The sequence below is a fragment of the Dolomitihabitans soli genome (assembly GCF_022213955.1).
Taxonomy (GTDB): domain Bacteria; phylum Actinomycetota; class Actinomycetes; order Streptosporangiales; family Streptosporangiaceae; genus Streptosporangium_A; species Streptosporangium_A soli.
This window is the reverse complement of sequence record NZ_JAKNTW010000002.1, coordinates 572,420-589,314: the sequence shown is the minus strand read 5'-3', so window position 1 is coordinate 589,314 and position 16,895 is coordinate 572,420. Positions and strand designations below refer to the sequence as shown.

Below are 16,895 nucleotides of genomic sequence, written 5' to 3'. Positions count from 1 at the left end.
ACAGTGTCTTGAATCAGACATTGCCTGGTCCCGAGGCGGCCAGTGCGCGCAACATCGCCGTGTCGTTGATGACCACCTTCCCGTCGGCCGTCGTGACGATCTTCCTCTCGCGCAAGCGAGCCAGTTCGGCGGCGACGACGCTTCGCGACAGCCCGACCGCATGGCCGATCTCAGACTGGGTGAGTTTGACCTCCAGTGGTGTGCCCGGCACCGGCACGGCCAGGCGAAGCAGGGCGTGGACGACACGCAGGCGAGCCGGGAGCGTCGCTATCTCAGCCCGCCACGCTTCGACTTCTCGGATCCGCAGCATGGCCCGCCGGAGCAGCACCAATTGCTCCTCCGGCGACCGCACGAACGCGAGGAAGCGCTCGGCCGGAAGCATTCGTGTCACACACACGTCGAGGGCGATGACCGTCGCGGAACGGTCGCTGCCGCTGAGAACGCCCATCACACCGAGGATCTCACCTGCTCCCCTGACCCCGAGGAGGAGGACTTCTCCGTCTGCAAGATGGAGCAGCGCCTTGACACGGCCGGACAACAGCAAGACTACGTGGGAGGGGGCATCGCCCTGGTGGAGCAGCACGTCCCCAGGGCGGAACTGATGTGCGGTTCCGGCCACGAGGAGGCGTTCCCACATCTGAGCTGAGACGTCCATTCCCCTGTTTTCTCACATTGCGCACGGTCGGCTCTATCCGTCGGACGGCACGCGGGCCTCGTCGTGGCGCCGCTCGGCCGCCAGGTGGAGGCTCAGGGTGACGGCGGCTCCGACGCGCGTACGGCCGTCGGGCGCGGTGTCGAGGACGGCGGTGCAGATGCGTTCGGCCTCGGCCCCGGCACCGGTGGTCCGCAGTCCGTACGCCAGCTCGTGCCAGGTGTCCCAGTCCGTGCGCCCGGGTGGTTCCAGACGCGCCGCCCACCGGTGGAGCGGACCCGCCAGGCCTTCCTGGCCGTAGGCGTGCAGGTTCACCAGCAGCTTCGTGAGGATCTCGACGGTCTCCGCCTCGACGCCCAGGCGCCCGATCACCTCAGCGCACTCTCCGACGTGCTCGGCCGTCGTCGCGCCATACGTCAGCAGGTCGCCGGTGACGCGGTAGAAGTACCAGGTGGGGGCGAGCATGGGGTCGCCGTCGACGTCGGTCCGCTCGGCGATCCGGGCCAGCGCCGGTGCGAAGAGGGCGCGGTGGTCCTCGGAGACGGCGGCCAGTCGGCAGCGGGCGAGGTCGAGGTCGACCACGTCGGCGATGTCTGCCCCGGGTTCGTCCAACTTCTCCAGCAGCCGGGCCGCGGTGGCGTGGTCCCCAGCGTCGATCCGTTCGTGGGCCCGCGCCCACAGGTCAGCCACGGCGGCGCCCCTGGTGAAACTGCTGCATCTTCCCACCGCCCGGATCCCAGCTCCAGCCCATGGTCCACGGCGGCGCGGGCAGGTGGGCGACGGTGCCGTCCGTCAGCCGGAGGGGATGGCCGTCGCGGGGCGGCGGAAGGCGCAGCCCGACCGCCGGTACAACGTAGCCGGGCCCGCTCGGGTGCTCGGCGAACACGACGCCCAGCTCCACCCGGCCCGCTCCGCGCGGAAAGTCGTCCTGGAGGGCGGACACGGCACGCGTCACGTCCCGCTGCCCGGCCAGCCGGTCCTGCCCCTCCCCAGACCGCAGTTCGCGTATGTCCGGGCCAGAGCACGCGGGCTCACGCCACCGATCGGCGCAAGGCTCCGACGAACGCGCCAACCAGGCGAGGAACGCGTGGCCGGGCCGAGCGGCTCGCCGCCGGCCCATACCTCTCGTTCACTTGGGCAGGGAGGGCTTAACCTGCAGAAACAGGATCAAGCAGAGATCAACTCGCACACCACTCCACGGACGTGACCGCGCCACGGGAAATGGTTGCTGGAACGTTCCAGTGGTTGCCTGATGAGCAAGTCACGAAAGGGCATGACATGTCCAACCACTTCACCGGCCTCAGCCTCGGGCCACCCCTCGGCGACCAGCGTCTCGACCTGTGTGACCTCTACGCCTTCTCGGCACCAGGAGACCCGGGCAGGACCGTCATCATTCTCAACGCCAATCCCGTCGCGGACGCCCTGCACCCCGACGCCGTATACCGCCTGGACATCGACAACGACGGCGACTACCTGACCGACATCGCCTTCAGCTGGGTCTTCAGCCCGCCAGCGTCCGACGGTTCCCAGACCTACAGCGTCTTCATGGCGACCGGCGCGGAGGCCCGCAAGCCCGAGGCGGCCGGCGCCAAGATCGTGTCGGACGCGGCCGTCTCCTTCGCCCCCCAGGCCAACGTGGTCACCAGCGGCGACTACAAGGTGGCCGCAGGCAGCCGCAGCGACGCCTTCTTCTTCGACAACGACGGAATCAAGAACCTGTTCGACACCAGCGGCAAGCGGAACTTCACCGCCCCCCATCTGGGCGGGAAGTCCCCGTGGACCGGCGTCGACTCCAACCTCACGGCCAACGTCTTCTCCATGGCCATCGAAGTGCCGACCGCGGAACTGGCACCCAACCCCGAACTGCACATCTGGGGCCGGTGCAGCGTCCTGCGCGACGGTGAACTCGTCCACGCCGACCGCGCCGGACACCCGTCCATGAGCAGCTTCTTCAACACCAACGACACCAAAGAGGACTACAACGCCGGCGAGCCGGTCAACGACCGGGACAACTGGACCGACCAGTTCGTCCACCTGCTGGGCCACACCGGCGGCTACTCACGCGAGGAGGCCATCGCCGCGATCGACGAGCACGGCCTCCTGCCGGACGTGCTGCACTTCGACCCGTCCAAGCCAGCCGCCTACCCCAACGGCCGGACCTTCACCGAAGACGTCATCAACATCCGCGTCGCGCTCCTCACCAAGAACGAGGCCCCGCCCACCGGACTGAAGCCGCACACCGACACCCTGGACCGGTTCCCGTACCTCGGCAACCCGCACCCGGCGACCACCTCCTGACCGACCCCTCAGCCCGTCCTGCTCGTGTGACTAAACCCTCCACGCCACCTGCACGCCAAGACCCGTCAGCACACGCTGGCGGGTCTCGTCATCTGCTGATCAGGAAGCGAAGGATCAGAAGGCTGGGCGGCCAAGTCGATGATCTTGAGGATTCGCGTGCGTCTGTGGTCCGCGAACTGGCAGATGGTGTGCCCCGAGTTGAGTTTCCCCCCGTAGCAGGGCCACCTCACCACGACCAAACCTCTTCCGGTTCGGTCTCCACGCTATGAGGGGAAGGCCACTCATTGGCCTCCGGCCCTCTAGCCATATCGCCCCCTATATATCGCCGCTTCGGGTTACACGCATGTGTGTGCTGCTCAGCCTTACCGAATCTTGCCAGTGATCAATCCTCGGTAACTCCCGTCGGGAACGCCATTCGAAGGTTCAGCGCACCTACGCAAGTTCAGAACTCGCTTCAGCCCTTCGATCAGCGCGGTGGCCCGCTTGCCACACGTGGTGGCATCGTTGGCATCGGTAGACGTTCCAGTCGACGTAGTGCCAGGGTGCGGATACGTCGTCAGCGGCGGCATCGGGGTCGTCGTAGGCCCAGCCCCGGTAGGTGCCGACTTCGACATCTGCGGCTCCGCAGCGTCGGCAAGGGTTTCGGGGTGTCCGCGACCAGTGATGGTCACAGGTGGTGCAGATCAGGCGGATGCGTCCATCAGGCAGCGGGCTGCCTCGCACATCGTCTTCGGATCCACACACCGGGCAATCCAAATCAGCGCGTGGCCCTGCCGGCAGGGCCACGCGAGGACTGAGCTGAGGCACGCCGTACCCATCGATCTCGATGTTAAAGGCGCGTCGCACGCCCGGCGCCACTGCCCAGAACACCGTCGAACCGAGCCTCGACAGCGCGGCGGTTTTACGCTGTGTTGTATCCATCGGCGCTGTGACCTGGCCAATCGTCGCGGCACGCATTTCGTTGAGCATGCGGTCCAGCGACGCGCTATCGCGCTTGGCCTCTGCGACCACTACTGGCCGTCCAGTCTGGTCAAAGGTCGCCAGATCGAACGCGTCGTACTCGAACGCCACCCGCTGTGCCGGCCAGCGGTGCTCGATTACCAACTCGGAGAAGGCCGTGATCTGCACCAAGTATTCGCGATTGAGTATCGGGGCCGGACCTCTTGAGAATAGGTTGTAAGGTCCTTTGCCGGGTGCCGCGCCGGCGAGCTGGAACACTCCATCGGGTTGTATTTCCACCAGCCCCGCGCCGACAGCTTGGATCAGCCCGTTGGCCTCGTCCACGTCGAGCGGCGGCTGGAGCCGCAAGGCCTGAGCGGTCAGGCCTCGCTCACGGGCGAACGCTGACGCCCAGTTGCTCAATTGGGTACGACAGGCTGCGAGGAGATCATCCATGGGCACTCCCGATGTCCTGCCTCACCATAAACCGGCCCACCGACAATGCGTGCTGTATGTCTTCTGGCTGCTGGCCGCATACGTAGGCTGTCACCCCGCGCTCGCCTACATCTGGTGCGCGGCTGACGCCGTGCTCCGTGCGTGTTCGCACGCCCCGTCACGTGTCGTCAGGGCCCCGTCCCGACTGACACGCAATGTACGCGGAGACGGCACGAACTCGAAGGTTGCCCGACATGCTGGCCGAAGATGGCGTGCTTACCGGTGACGACGACCAGGTGACTGTCGACAGCAGCGAACGCGCAGTAGAGCGGTGGGGCACGGAACTCCTGACCACGGCGGAGGACTTGCTGCGCTGGGGTGCCAACGAGCTGCGGCAATTGGCCGTCCCTGTCCAGGGCGCCATACTCGGGCTGCACCCACATGCAGACGGAACTCCTTGCGCACCCGAATCGGTAACCCTCGCAGACGGGCAACTCAGAGTCCTGCTGCACACTGCCGGCCTGCTCAGCGACTGTAATGATCAGATGGCACCCGGCCTGCAGAAGCGTCTTTTGGGGCCACCGCCTGCTTGAGCAGTTCTCCGGCACGCCGGGTGACGGCCACGGCCCACCGTTGTCGGCCGCGACAATGGCCACCTTCGTTACCTACAGTCGTCAGGATAGGCATGAGCTTCCAAGCGCTAGTGGCACATTACGCACAGCTTCTTCAAGACGGCATTGCCGGAGTATCGGACGGCCTTTCGTGGACGGTTGTCCGGCCGGTTACCGGGCATCTCTCGCTGGATGAGACGGCAGCCCGCATGACCGGCGGCGGGCATCCTTCAATAGTGGAGCTCGATGTTGACGAGGCGATGGATCGCGAGGCCGTTCGGCTCCATCATTCCGGGTCGACGACCATGCTCGTCCAGACTCAGAACTATCCGTACGCTTCGGCTCCTCAGGTCCTGCAATGGCTCAGCGTGAATGCTCAGGTGTGGCATTTGGAGTGGACGATCAGTGGGAGCGTCCATCTGTCCTATGCCGCGCACGGGCAGGTTCTCGCCCACCTCGCCGAGGGGAGCTCCGCGTCTGGCTCGGATCCCGGCAGCCTGTACGCGGAGTGGGTGGCTCTGGACCGTACGATCGGGGTCCCATGGCCGGCGAAGAAGGCTACGGCCATGGCCATCGTGGAGTCGCGTACCGGGGCGCACCTGGATGCCGACTGGTTCGAGCGGCCCCAGCCTGCAGTGGTCATCGACACGCCGATCTCCTCCGATCTGCCGCCGATCGGCTTCTGGCACCACGAGCCGGACCTGGACGCCCGTATCCGCCTCGCTCCCGAACATGCCAGGCGTGCGGTTCTGCTGCGCGTCGTTTACGAGATGGCACTCCGTTTCCAGCATGACGCCGTACCTGGAGTCAGCGAGGCGCTGCAGGGGGCATGGGAGGGAAGGCCGGTCGATGGAGCGGCTCTGGACGCCATTGACGCTGTGCATGAAGATCTGGGACAGCACTGGGCTGGTATGTCCCATGCTGAGCGAGAACAGGACAGTTGGCGATGGACGGGATGGGTCGCCGCGAACGCGATCCGCCACTGCCTGCGCTCCCTTGACGGGGACGCGCGGCGCCTTGATGGCCTTACCTACGCCAGAGCTGCGCTCTCCGAGAGCTGGCCTGATTTCAAGGAGCGGCTCCGTGAACTGGCGACGATCGCCCTGGTGTAGCTCGTTTTTCAGGGACTGGTTGACCCGAGATGACAGTGATCTCCGTGGAGACGGCTTGCCGGGGCGCTGCGCTGGACGGTCCCGTGATGAGGGAGGCGCTTGCGCCGTCGTGGACGGTACGGCGGGGAGCACAGCTACGAGGGCTGCACTATGAGCTCGCCGCCATAACTGCCGGTCACCAGGAGCCAGGCGACCCGTGTCAGGATCGGGGCCTGCAGCGGAGACTTGGAGTGGCCACGTGGCTGGCCGCGCCGGTCAGCAGGTGATGTTGGCGCAGGCGCTGTCTGCGCAGGCGCAAGATCGCGGCGCCGATGTCGTCAGTGATGGTGAACCCTCGACGGAGTATGTCAACCGTCGCCTTGGGCGGGTGAGCCAGGACAAAGTCGTAAGTGCCACCACCAGACTCCGTGCGGACCAGTGCCTTCCGCCGTCTTCCTGCCTTGGCGGTGAGTTCGAGGCAGGTGGCGTCGACGAGCGCCGCCCCGAGGTCGAATCGTTATCAACGGCGGTTCTTGACTGACATGACGGTTGACTCGGCGATGACCTGGGGCGATGTGTCTCATTCGCACCAGTTCGTCTAGGTATCGTCACCCTTCGTTGTCATCGCATCGCGATGATCGCATTGACCAGTCGGCTGTCGTTGATCAATAGTCCAGGTGATCGTCTTTATCGCGATCTTATGAGTTGGGCGACGGCCACGCGTTGCGTCGCGGGTTTCTTAGCTATTGGGAGGCTGCGGCGTGGACGTTTGGCGTGTCCGAATTTGGCTGATCTGTGCTCTGGTGCTGGTAGTGGCGATGGCCGGCGTGGGCGTGGTGAGCGACATCCTGCAACCCGATTTATCCGGCTCGGCCGCGCAGGAGCGGTCGGTTGACGGGCGGGAGATCGAGAAGGTCGCGGCCACCACGGGTGCGGAGGACGCGCCGCTGACGGAGCGGGAGGCTGCGGCGCCGGTATGGCCGAAGGCCGCCGCTGCGGACGTGAACTTGGGAGCTGCGGCGGTGCGGGTGGCGAACTCGCCGGTGACCCTCGCCGCCGCCGGGCCGGACACCCCCGCCAAGGCGCGGGTGGAGACCTTCGGCGCGGATGTCGCCAAGCGGCTCGGCGGCATGGGGCTGGCGGTCCGGCTGGCCCGCACCGACGGCGACAGCAAAACGGGCAAGGTCACGATCGGGGTGGACTACGCCGGGTTCCGCAGCGGCCTCCCCGGGGACGCCGCCTCAAGGTTGACGTTGATCCGGATGCCGGCGTGTGTGCTGGGAGAGCAGCCGGACGCGGCGTGTGCGAAGGCCGCGAGGTCGGCTGCGACGATCCCGGTCCGCAACGACACCGGCAACAGCCGGATCGCGGCGGTGGCCGAGGCCGGTACCGGCGTAGCGGAGTCGGTGTACGTGCTCGCGGCAGCGGCCGCCGCGGAGGACCCCGGGTCGGGGACCACCAACTTCGCCGCGACCGACCTGAAGCCGGCGGGCACCTGGCAGGTCGGGCTGTCCGGCGGCGGGTTCTCCTACTCCTACCCGATCGCGGTCCCGCCGTCGGTCAACGGGCCCGGCCCCGACCTGGCGATCTCGTATTCCTCCTCCGGGGTGGACAGCCTCACCAACTACACCAACAACCAGGCCTCCGTCGCCGGGATGGGCTGGGACGCCGGCGTCGGATTCATCGAGCAGAAGTTCCGGCCGTGCGCCGACGACGTCTACGAGACCAGGAAGAACCCCGGGCAGCGGGACTGGAAGCACCTGTGCTGGGAGTCCCCCGATGAGAACGACGGCGACGCGGCGACCACCGACTACACCACCTCCGACCTGGTGCTCTCTTTGGAGGGCAAGTCCTCGGCGATCGTGAAGGACAAAGCGACCGGCGGATACAAGACGGCCGAAGACTACGGCTGGAAGATCGAACGTCTCACCTCCGGCGTCACCCAGCAGCCGTTCTGGCTGGTCACGACCGCCGACGGCACGTCGTTCCGGTTCGGGTACCGGCGGGACGCGATGTGGCAGACCCCGTTCATCGGCGACGACGCCGGGGAACCGTGCCGGGACAAGTACAGCAGCAGCGAACTGCCCGGATTCTGCTTCGCGCCGTGGCGGTGGAACCTGGACCAGGAACTCGACACCAACGGCAACCTGGTCGACTACCGCTACCAGCGGGAGGAGAACTGGTACTGCATGATCCACGGGGCGTTGTGCGAGCCCGGTTTCCCGTGGGACCCGATGGACGCCCGGCTGGCCTATGACCGGGGCGGCTACCTGCAGCAGGCCGAATACGGCCACAACAAGCAGATCACCGGCACCACCCCGATCGCGAAGGTCGTCTACAACGCGGTGGATCGCGGCACCCCGCCCAGCTCCGGCGTCCCCTGGGACAACGACACCCCTGATGAGCTGGACTGCCCCTCCGGGACGCCCGGCGAGATCGAAACGTGCTCGGGACTGGGGCCGACGTTCTTCATCACCAAACGGCTGAACACCATCGTCACCTCCACCGCCAACACCACCGGCGGCTGGGACGAGGTAACTCGCCTGGAGTTCGGCTACAAGTGGGTGTACACCCAGATCCTGGACCCGCTGCCGCCGGCCGGTCCGGTGCTGTGGCTGGACACCATCCGCCCGGTCGGCCTGGCCGGCACCGGCCCCGACAATCCGTTGCCGCCGGTCGACTTCGAGGCGACCCTGCTGGACAACCGCGCCGACTACAACGACGCCCAGGGCAAGGCCCGCGTCCGTTTCCCGCGGATGTCCGCCGTCTACAACGGACTCGGTGGCCGCACCGACATCTCCTACGGCCAGGCCAAACCCTGCCCCTTCCCCTCCGGCTACCCCACCTCCGGTTGGGACGCCAACGCCCGCGACTGCTACCTGGCCACCCTGGGCACCTACTACGACGAGGGCGGCATCGCCCGCACCGCCCGCGCGGTCTACCTGAAGTGGCTGACCACCCAGGTCACCGACAAGGACCAGGTCGGCGGATCCCCCGACGTGGTGACCCGGTATGAGTACGTCGGCACCCCCGCGTGGGCCCGCCCGTTCAACTACCTCCAGGCCGAGACCCAGAACGGGATCGTCTGCGGACGCCCCACCAACGAGTACTGCAAGGTACTGGTCGAGGACTGGGACGACTTCCGCGGCTATGAGACGGTCCGCACCATCACCGGCAGCGGCCCCGCACCCGAGGACTTCAGCGTCACCAGCAGCACCTTCTACCGCGGCATGTACGACGACCCCCGCGCGGACGGCACCGCCAAACACACCCAGGTCACCGACTTCGACGGCAACACCTACAACGACCTCCGCGTCCTGGCCGGCCGCACCCTGCAAGAGCAGACCTGGCGCGCCACCACCATCACCAACCCCGCCCCCGCCGCAGCCCCCGCACCCGCGTCTCAGGCTCCACCCGCCGCCGAACCCGAGCCCGCCGCCGGACGACCCATCACCCGAGCGGCTAGCGGCCACGGCAGTGGCCGACCGGCGGCACGCATGCTGGCCTGCACGCACCCCGAATGGCTCAACCTCTTCGTCTATGCCAAGGGCCAGCGGGTCACCTGGAAGAGCCACCACTGGGAAGCCACCGCGTCCACCCTCTCCGAGCCCGGCGCCGACGCCACCTGGAAAGACCTCGGCCTCTGCTCAGGTGGCAGCACTCCCACCCCCACGCCGACACCTACCCCCACGCCGACCACGCCACCGACCACTCCACCCGGCCCGGGACCCGGCGGCTACGCCGAGGTGGAATCCACCCGATACGAGTACGTCAGCACCTCCACCGGCACCGGCCCTGGCATCTACGACCCGTTGATGATCAACAACAGCCGCGAAGTCTCCCGCGAGGCCGTCACCACCGGCTGGCGCTACACCGATGAGCGCACCACCTACGACTCCTACGGCCTCCCGACCAAGGTCAACGACTACGGCGACACCACCACCGCTGCCGACAACACCTGTACCAGCACCACCTACGCCCGCAACACCGACACCGGGCGCTGGATACTCGAACTCCCCTCCGTAGTGGAGAAGCGCGCCGGTGACGACTGTACGGCGGGCACGCTGATCGGCAAGGTCATCTCCTTGTACGACTCGGGTACCGATCCGGCGACGAACAAGCCCACTGACGGCAACGTCACCGAGGTGCGCTCTTACGCCGCCGCGAGCACGTTCTCCACGGTCAAGGCGACGTTCGACGACTACGGCAGGTCGCTGACCATGACCGACCCGCTGAACAAGACCACCAGGACGACCTACACTCCCGCCCTGGGCTGGCCGGCCACCGGCGTCACGATCACCAACGCGCTCGGTCACACGCAGACCGTCCGCGCCTCCAATCAGCACGGCGAAACGCTGAGCCAGGTGGACGTCAACGGCAAGACCTCCGAGGTGGACTACGACGCCCTCGGACGCACCACCACCTCCTGGGGACCCGGCCAGCCACGTTCCGGCGGTACGGCCAGCGCCACCCTCTCCTACGACATCCCCTCGGCAGGCGGGCTGACCCAGCCGACTGCGGCACTGAAAACCACCATCCGCCGGTTACTGACCGGCACCGGCACCAGTGCCAAGTGGCTGACCAGCCACAGCTACTACGACGGGCTGGGCCGGACGCGAGAGGCGCAGATCCACTCACCTGCCGGAGGCCGGATCGTCGCGATCACCGGCTACGACGCGCGGGGCCTGACCACGACGGCCTCCCAGCCGGTGCACAACGCCGGCGATGCCGGCAGCGGCCTGCTCAACCCCGCACTCACCAGCCTCCCGCAGTGGACCAGAACCGTGTACGACGGCCAGGAGAGGCCGGTCGCCGAGATCGCCTACCACCTGGGTACCGAGCTGCGGCGCAGCACCACCGCGTACCCCGGGCTGGAACGCACCGAGGTTACCCCGCCAATCGGTGCGAAGTCCGCCTCCGTCACCGACGCCCTGGGCCGCACGGTCAAAGTCGAGGAGTGGGCGGATGCCACCACCCACCACGACACCACCTACGTCTACGACCTGAACGACAACCTGACCAAGATGACGGACGCCAACGGCAACGTCCGCGCCTACGCCTTCGACTGGCTCGGCCGCAGCACCGCCTCCACCGACCCCGACGCAGGCACCTCCAGCTTCGGCTACGACCTCGCCGGTCAGCTCACCTGGGCCATCGACGGCAAGGGCCAGAAGATCTCCAACACCTACGACGACCTCGGCCGGCAGACCATCCAGTGGGCTGGTGACCCCACCACCGGCACCAAGCTCGCCCAGTGGGACTTCGATGCTGTGGCCAAGGGCTACCCGGCCTCCTCCACCCGCTACGTCAACGGTCATGCCTACACCCAGGCCGTCACGGGTTACGACAGCGACTACCGGCCCACCACCTCCAAGGTCACCATCCCCGCCGTCGAGGATGCCCTGGCCGGTGACTACACCTTCACCGCCGCGTTCGACGCGGCAGGCAACTTGCGACGGCAAGGGATGCCCGCCGCGGGGAACCTGCCTGCCGAGATGCTCACCTTCGACTACACCGATCTCGGTTTCGCCTCGAGCATGTCCTCCGATCTGGCCGGCGGGTTCGGCTACGTCGACGACACCGTCTTCACCCGGACCGGGAAGCTGGACACCCAACTGCTCGGGAGCAACGGCAAGATCAAGCGCCGGCTCGAACGTGACGCCACCACCGACTGGCTCAGCCGGACCACGACCCAGACCAAGGCGGACACGCCGACGCCGGACACGGTCCAAGACGACCGCTACAGCTATGACGTCGCGGGGAGCCTCACCCGCGTCCTGGACGCCGCCTCGGCCGTCCCCGGCGCCACCGGCGGCCAGTCCGAATGCTTCGCCTACGACGGGCTGCGCCGGCTCAAAAGCGCCTACACCACCACCGCGAGCTCATGTACCGGGCAGAGCGACGGTGCGGGCATCGACGCCTACAACCAGGCCTACGCCTATGACCGGGTCGGTAACATCACCACCCTCACCGACAACGGCCAGGACGCCACCTACACCTATCCCACCCCCGGTCCCACCGCGGTCCGCCCGAACGCCGTCACCAGCATCGCCCGCCCCGGCGGCAGCGACACCTACGCCTACGACGCCGTCGGGCAACTCACCAACCGCACCGTCGCCGGCAAGCAGGGCACCTTCACCTGGACCGAACTCGGCGAGCTCGCCCAGGCCACCATCGACGGCAAGCAGACCGCCATGGTGTACGACGCCGGCGGTCAACGTCTGATCCGGCGCGACCCTGACGGCAGCGCGACACTCTACCTCGGTGTGATGGAACTTCGCCTGGCCGGCGGCCAGGCCACCGGCAAGCGCTACTACAACGCAGCCGATGGATCGCTGATCGCGATGCGCGAGCCCGCCGGGGCCACCTGGTTGCTCGCCGGTGCGCACGGCAGCACCCAACTGGGCGTCAACGACACCACCGGCGCGGTCAGTCGTGAACGATATCTGCCCTTCGGCCAGCGACGCGGCGGCGACGACCTGCCCTTCACCGACCGGGGCTTCCTCGGCAAGACCGAGGACGCCTCCACCGACCTCACCTACCTGGGCGCCCGCTACTACGACCCGGCCGTCGCCAAATTCATCTCCACCGACCCCGAGCTCGATCTGCGCACCCCCGAGTGGGCCAACCCCTACTCCTACGCAGCCAACAACCCCATCGACCTGTCCGACCCCGACGGCCTGCGTGTCGACGCAGGCGGCGGGAGCTCCGACACCAGCAACGGCTACTCCCGCGACAAGAAGCGGCCCAACGCCAACCAGAACTTCGCCGAAACCCACCATCCCAGCGGCAAGAAGAAAACCAAACGCGAAAGGAAGATTCACAAAGAGCGAATCGACAAGCAAGAGAAGGCTCGCGAGAAGACAATCGAAAGAAAAAAGAAGCGGGAGGAGGCGGCTCGCCAACGAGAAGCGGCGTGGAAACGTGACCGCGAGGTCGCCTTGAACAAGCAGCGGGAGATGGACCGCAAAACCGCTAATGAGCATTGGCCTCTTGGCGAAAAGGGCTTGGCTGTGCCCGGGATACATATCCCCCGCATGGACCGCATCGTAGTACGTGTTCCCGATAGCATTAAGAAAAGCTTCAGATCAAGCAATTGCAACAGTTTCATTCCCGGCACCAAGGTGCTGATGGCCAACGGCGCCTACAAGCCCATCCAGGACATCAAGGTCGGCGACAAGGTAACCGCAACCGACCCGAAAACCGGCAAGAGCACAGCAAAACCCGTCACCGCCCTGATCGGCAGCGAGGGCGCGAAGAACCTCGTCCGGATCACGGTAGGCACTGGTGACAACCAAGGCGACGCCGCCAAGTCCCTGATCGCCACCGAAACCCACCCCTTCTGGTCGCCGGACCAGCGGACATGGACAGACGCCGGCCAACTACGACCCGGGGCCTTCCTGCGCACCAGCGCAGGTGTATACGTCCAGGTCGCGGCCATCGGCAAGTGGACGTCACAGGACCAGCGTGTTCACAACCTCACCATCGCCGACACCCACACGTACTATGTGCTGGCGGGCGATACCCCCATTCTTGTACACAATACGGCACCCCTTCCCCCGGGTATCATATACTTGCGGACTGATTTGATTACTGGGGAGGAATATGTCGGTCAGGCAAAGAGTGCGAGTCGGTTTAAGGCGCGCAGGCGAGAGCACGCGAGGGATTACCCTGGTAGGACGTTCGGTTATGAAGTGCTCGGCAGGGCAAATCCAGGGAAAGACCTTAATGTCCTCGAAGAAGACTGGATTCGTGCTGGCGGCGGAAAGAAGTCAGTGCCGGGAAGCGTTCTCGAGAACAAGCGAGTACAGATGAGTGGCCCCCGCTACAAGTCTGCTGGAGGGACTGTATGCTAAAGAAATATAGGAAGGGTGATGTTCTCTCTATCTCGGTGACCGACGAGAAGATTGCTCTGGCTCAGGTCGTCGAGAAAATGGATGGCGATGTCCTGCTGGCAGTGTTCTCTGAACTCCTGGATGCCGATGGCTCTTGTGATATTAAGTCGCTCGAACTCGATGAGCCACTCTTCCTTGCGGAGACAATGGATATTCGAATCACGGACGGCGTCTGGCCGATAATTGGGAATCGAGAAGTATTCAAAGGAATTACTGCTCCCGAATACAAGGTCTGGGTTGTGCCGCCTGGAGAATACCGTATTACGGATATTCGCGGAAATCTGGGAGCCTCGATTTCTCCAGAGCAGGCGAGTGGGATGAAGAACCAAAAATCGTACTCTCCTGCTGTCTTCGAAGCGGCCCTCCGTGGATTTCATGGACTTGGCCCCTGGCACAAGGTTTTTGATGAGCTGACATTCTGACCCGTAGATCGGATTTGGCGATGATGCCGTATGAACTCGCTGCTCCGAAGCCCTGCCACACAGCCTCCCTCTCCTTTCTAACGGTCAGCTTGCGGCTGGGCTTCAGCAGTGTTTGACCGTTCCCCCTGAGCGAACCCGTCCTGTACTACCATCGGGTTTTGATATAGCTGGTCTCGTCTCCACTTAACCGTTTGCTCGGATCGCCAAGAAAGTGTTGGCGAAACCATAAACGTTTACCTGATCGTAGCTTCAACGACTGGGTGGAATCGCCACCACTCTCATCCCGCTGTTGTCCCTTCGCGCAGGTCAAATCATCAAAGCCATCTTCGTTCTCCAGACCCGCGAAGTAGAGTGAAATACGTTCATGGTCAAGCGATTTCTGCGTGCTCGGACCGCTGCGATATCCGCTGGCCGGGTTCAGGTCGTGTGTGGCACGGTTGCTGTCGTGTCCGATCCGCTGCCCATGACCGTGGCCGAGGCGATCGCCGTCGAGCAGGCGGGTCGTCTATTGCGCTTCTTGTTCTTCTGGGGCCACAAGCCCGCCCGCGACGGCGGTATCGGCTCCGGTTGCCTTTCGCAGGTGGCCGGTCTCCTTCGCCCAGGACGGTCACACCTTCGCCTCCGCTGAGCATTACATGCTGGCGTACATGGCGTGGCTTTCGAGGATCACCAGACTGCTGTCAAGTTCCTGGCGGCGAGTCATCCCGGTGAGGCCAAGGCGCTCGGCCGTGCCGTATGGGACTTCGACGAGCAGACGTGGCGGGCCCGCCGTTTCGAGATCGTGGTTCGTGGCAGCATCGCCAAGTTCGGCCATGATCCCGATTTGAAGCGGTTCCGGCTTGCCACCGGGAGGCGGGTTCTGGTCGAGGCCGGCCCGCGCGATCGGATCTGGGGGATCGGCCCTGACCGCTCCTGATGAGCGTGCCGCATCCCCGTCGACTTGGCAGGGTTTGAACCTGCTCGGCTTCGCTCTGATGGCCGCGCGCGACGTGCTCGCCGTGGGTTGGTGGGTGGGGGATGGGCCGCTACTCCTTCCAACTCCCGGAGATGCCCGGCGGACTTCGCCCGCTGAACCCGATGCCGTGATCTTCGAGGTGCTGGGCGCCCACGGTCCCGATAACTGTGCTCAGGGGGAGGAGGGCCACCCTTGGGGATTGCAGCCGGATTCACGGGAGATGCCCAAACCGGTGTCTGGGAAGTCCCCGAACTTCTGGTCATGCACGTGCGCGAAGAAATAGCACATCTCCTCGCACCTGGCGTCCAGCACCGCCATCTGCGGATTACGGGTCACGGCGGTGTAGAAGTCTCGGCCCAGCGCAACGATGAAGCCGCGCGCGTACAGGAAGCCGTCAGCCGAGCCATCGGCCACTTCATGGACGTCGGCGCGGTCGATCTCGTAGAGCAGGCGTTCGACCGCTCGATCAAGACTGGTCAACTCCTCGGCCGACAGATTCTCGCTGCTGACGGTGAGGTTGCTCAAGAAGTCCTCCAGCGCATCGTCCACAAGGGAGAAGGCTGGCACACCATCCAACTCCTCATCCGGCACCGGCGTTCGGCGTGCCAGCGCTTGCCGCGCCTGGTTGACCTCCATCCCCAGGGGCGCCCATGCAGCCTCTACCAACGCCCACAGCCGCGCTTCGTCCTCCACCTGACAGTCCTTCGCACTCGTTGCTCCACATCACCGCCGACCCGGCGCCCGACACTCATCCAACCAGGCGACAGTTCTGCGCGGCAGCCTTGATCCCGGTCTTAAGGTCCAACCCCAGGTCAGCGACGACGGTCGCCAGGCCGACTACCTGCTCCTGAAGAAGTCGCTCAAGTTAAGGGTTTCGGACGGCGAGGGACTGTACGGTGTTTGTTAACTGGACACACCCGACGGCGATCACAGGGCTCAACGGCTCGCCGGCGGAGAATGACGTCGGTGTCCTTCCCGCCGGAGGTGGTGGCCGGTGTTACAGGTCTCGGGACGACAGGTCGCCTTGTGGGAGACGCTGCTGCCGGAGGAGGTGAGGCGGCTGCCGCCAGAGCTGGCGTGTATCGATGCCTACCTGGATGGCGAGCGGTTCATGCACCGTTCCCTAATCCGATTGCTGTACCTCAAACATCGCTACCAGCTCCCCTGTGGAGCTCCCCTCCATCCGGCTCACGGCTGCAATGGACAGCAGCGCGAGTAAGACCTGTTTCACGATACGAAAAGGGGAGCAGGGCAGAGGTGACGCATATGTCCTGAGTCTGAGGGCTTGGGCAACCAGCGGTCGTGTGCGGGCTCGTTGCGGGCTCGGATGTCCCGCGACGGGGCATCAGTAGGTGGCATCTGGCAGCACGAGGGGATGGCGTAGCTGTACGTAACGGCATGAATCGGGGCGGGATGATATGTCGCGGCATGGTGTGGCAGGCGGTCCAGTGCACTCTTAATCAGCGGGTCCGTGGTTCGAGTCCCTGGCGGCGCACCGCACCTCAGGCCGCTGACCTGCGCAAACGCGCGGGTCAGCGGCCTTTTGGAATTTTTTTCTAGGGGCTGCGGGCTCCTAGCGGGCTCGCGCGTACAGATC

Annotated in this window: 13 protein-coding genes and 1 pseudogene; 9 read left to right on the top strand and 5 right to left on the bottom strand. The window is 65.6% G+C overall.

Annotation, left to right across the window (positions count from 1 at the left end; genetic code table 11):
* Positions 1-13: 13 nt before the first annotated feature.
* The 3 genes from MBA17_RS07450 to MBA17_RS07440 are packed head-to-tail and all read right to left on the bottom strand — an operon-like array spanning position 14 to position 1,607.
* Positions 14-637, bottom strand: a complete 624-nt coding sequence (locus tag MBA17_RS07450) for a Crp/Fnr family transcriptional regulator (RefSeq protein WP_274385030.1) — start codon at positions 635-637, stop codon at positions 14-16.
* A gap of 51 nt (positions 638-688) precedes the next feature.
* Positions 689-1,342 (bottom strand): hypothetical protein, encoded by a 654-nt coding sequence (locus MBA17_RS07445; protein WP_238495537.1) that lies wholly within the window; start codon positions 1,340-1,342, stop codon positions 689-691.
* Positions 1,335-1,607 (bottom strand): hypothetical protein, encoded by a 273-nt coding sequence (locus tag MBA17_RS07440; protein WP_238495536.1) that lies wholly within the window; start codon positions 1,605-1,607, stop codon positions 1,335-1,337. The genes MBA17_RS07445 and MBA17_RS07440 overlap by 8 nt, the downstream gene beginning before the upstream one ends.
* A gap of 323 nt (positions 1,608-1,930) precedes the next feature.
* Between MBA17_RS07440 and MBA17_RS07435 the strand changes: the two genes are divergently transcribed.
* Positions 1,931-2,950 carry a DUF4331 family protein gene (locus tag MBA17_RS07435; protein WP_238495535.1) on the top strand — a complete coding sequence of 340 codons (1,020 nt, stop codon included), beginning with the start codon at positions 1,931-1,933 and terminating at the stop codon, positions 2,948-2,950.
* 432 nt (positions 2,951-3,382) lie between these two features.
* Here the strand turns inward: MBA17_RS07435 and MBA17_RS07430 are convergent, their stop codons facing one another.
* Positions 3,383-4,345, bottom strand: a complete 963-nt coding sequence (locus tag MBA17_RS07430) for a hypothetical protein (RefSeq protein ID WP_238495534.1) — start codon at positions 4,343-4,345, stop codon at positions 3,383-3,385.
* A gap of 233 nt (positions 4,346-4,578) precedes the next feature.
* Between MBA17_RS07430 and MBA17_RS07425 the strand changes: the two genes are divergently transcribed.
* The 7 genes from MBA17_RS07425 to MBA17_RS50285 all read left to right on the top strand — a co-directional run bounded on the left by MBA17_RS07425 (position 4,579) and on the right by MBA17_RS50285 (position 15,259).
* A complete protein-coding gene (locus tag MBA17_RS07425; RefSeq protein WP_238495533.1) occupies positions 4,579-4,917 on the top strand; it encodes a hypothetical protein in 339 nt (112 codons plus the stop codon).
* A 92-nt stretch (positions 4,918-5,009) separates the two neighbouring features.
* On the top strand, positions 5,010-6,047 hold the full coding sequence (locus MBA17_RS07420; RefSeq protein ID WP_238495532.1) for a hypothetical protein: 1,038 nt from the start codon (positions 5,010-5,012) through the stop codon (positions 6,045-6,047).
* Positions 6,048-6,285: 238 nt separating this feature from the next.
* Positions 6,286-6,567, top strand: coding sequence for a hypothetical protein (locus MBA17_RS07415; protein ID WP_238495531.1), 282 nt, complete (start codon positions 6,286-6,288; stop codon positions 6,565-6,567).
* A gap of 220 nt (positions 6,568-6,787) precedes the next feature.
* Positions 6,788-13,882 carry a polymorphic toxin-type HINT domain-containing protein gene (locus MBA17_RS50295; RefSeq protein ID WP_238495530.1) on the top strand — a complete coding sequence of 2,365 codons (7,095 nt, stop codon included), beginning with the start codon at positions 6,788-6,790 and terminating at the stop codon, positions 13,880-13,882.
* Positions 13,876-14,343: an Imm26 family immunity protein gene (locus MBA17_RS07405; protein WP_274385029.1), complete on the top strand. Its 468-nt coding sequence runs from the start codon at positions 13,876-13,878 to the stop codon at positions 14,341-14,343. Before MBA17_RS50295 ends, MBA17_RS07405 begins: the two co-directional genes overlap by 7 nt.
* A gap of 445 nt (positions 14,344-14,788) precedes the next feature.
* Positions 14,789-14,971, top strand: a complete 183-nt coding sequence (locus tag MBA17_RS50290) for a hypothetical protein (RefSeq protein WP_455432711.1) — start codon at positions 14,789-14,791, stop codon at positions 14,969-14,971.
* A 24-nt stretch (positions 14,972-14,995) separates the two neighbouring features.
* Positions 14,996-15,259, top strand: a complete 264-nt coding sequence (locus MBA17_RS50285; RefSeq protein WP_455432710.1) for an NADAR family protein — start codon at positions 14,996-14,998, stop codon at positions 15,257-15,259.
* A 210-nt stretch (positions 15,260-15,469) separates the two neighbouring features.
* Here MBA17_RS50285 and MBA17_RS07395 read toward each other — a convergent pair whose 3' ends face one another.
* Positions 15,470-15,991, bottom strand: coding sequence for a DUF4240 domain-containing protein (locus tag MBA17_RS07395; protein ID WP_238495528.1), 522 nt, complete (start codon positions 15,989-15,991; stop codon positions 15,470-15,472).
* A 301-nt stretch (positions 15,992-16,292) separates the two neighbouring features.
* Here MBA17_RS07395 and MBA17_RS07390 point away from each other — a divergent pair.
* Positions 16,293-16,460 (top strand): annotated as a pseudogene (locus MBA17_RS07390) (ISNCY family transposase); the annotation flags it as partial.
* Positions 16,461-16,895: the final 435 nt, after the last annotated feature.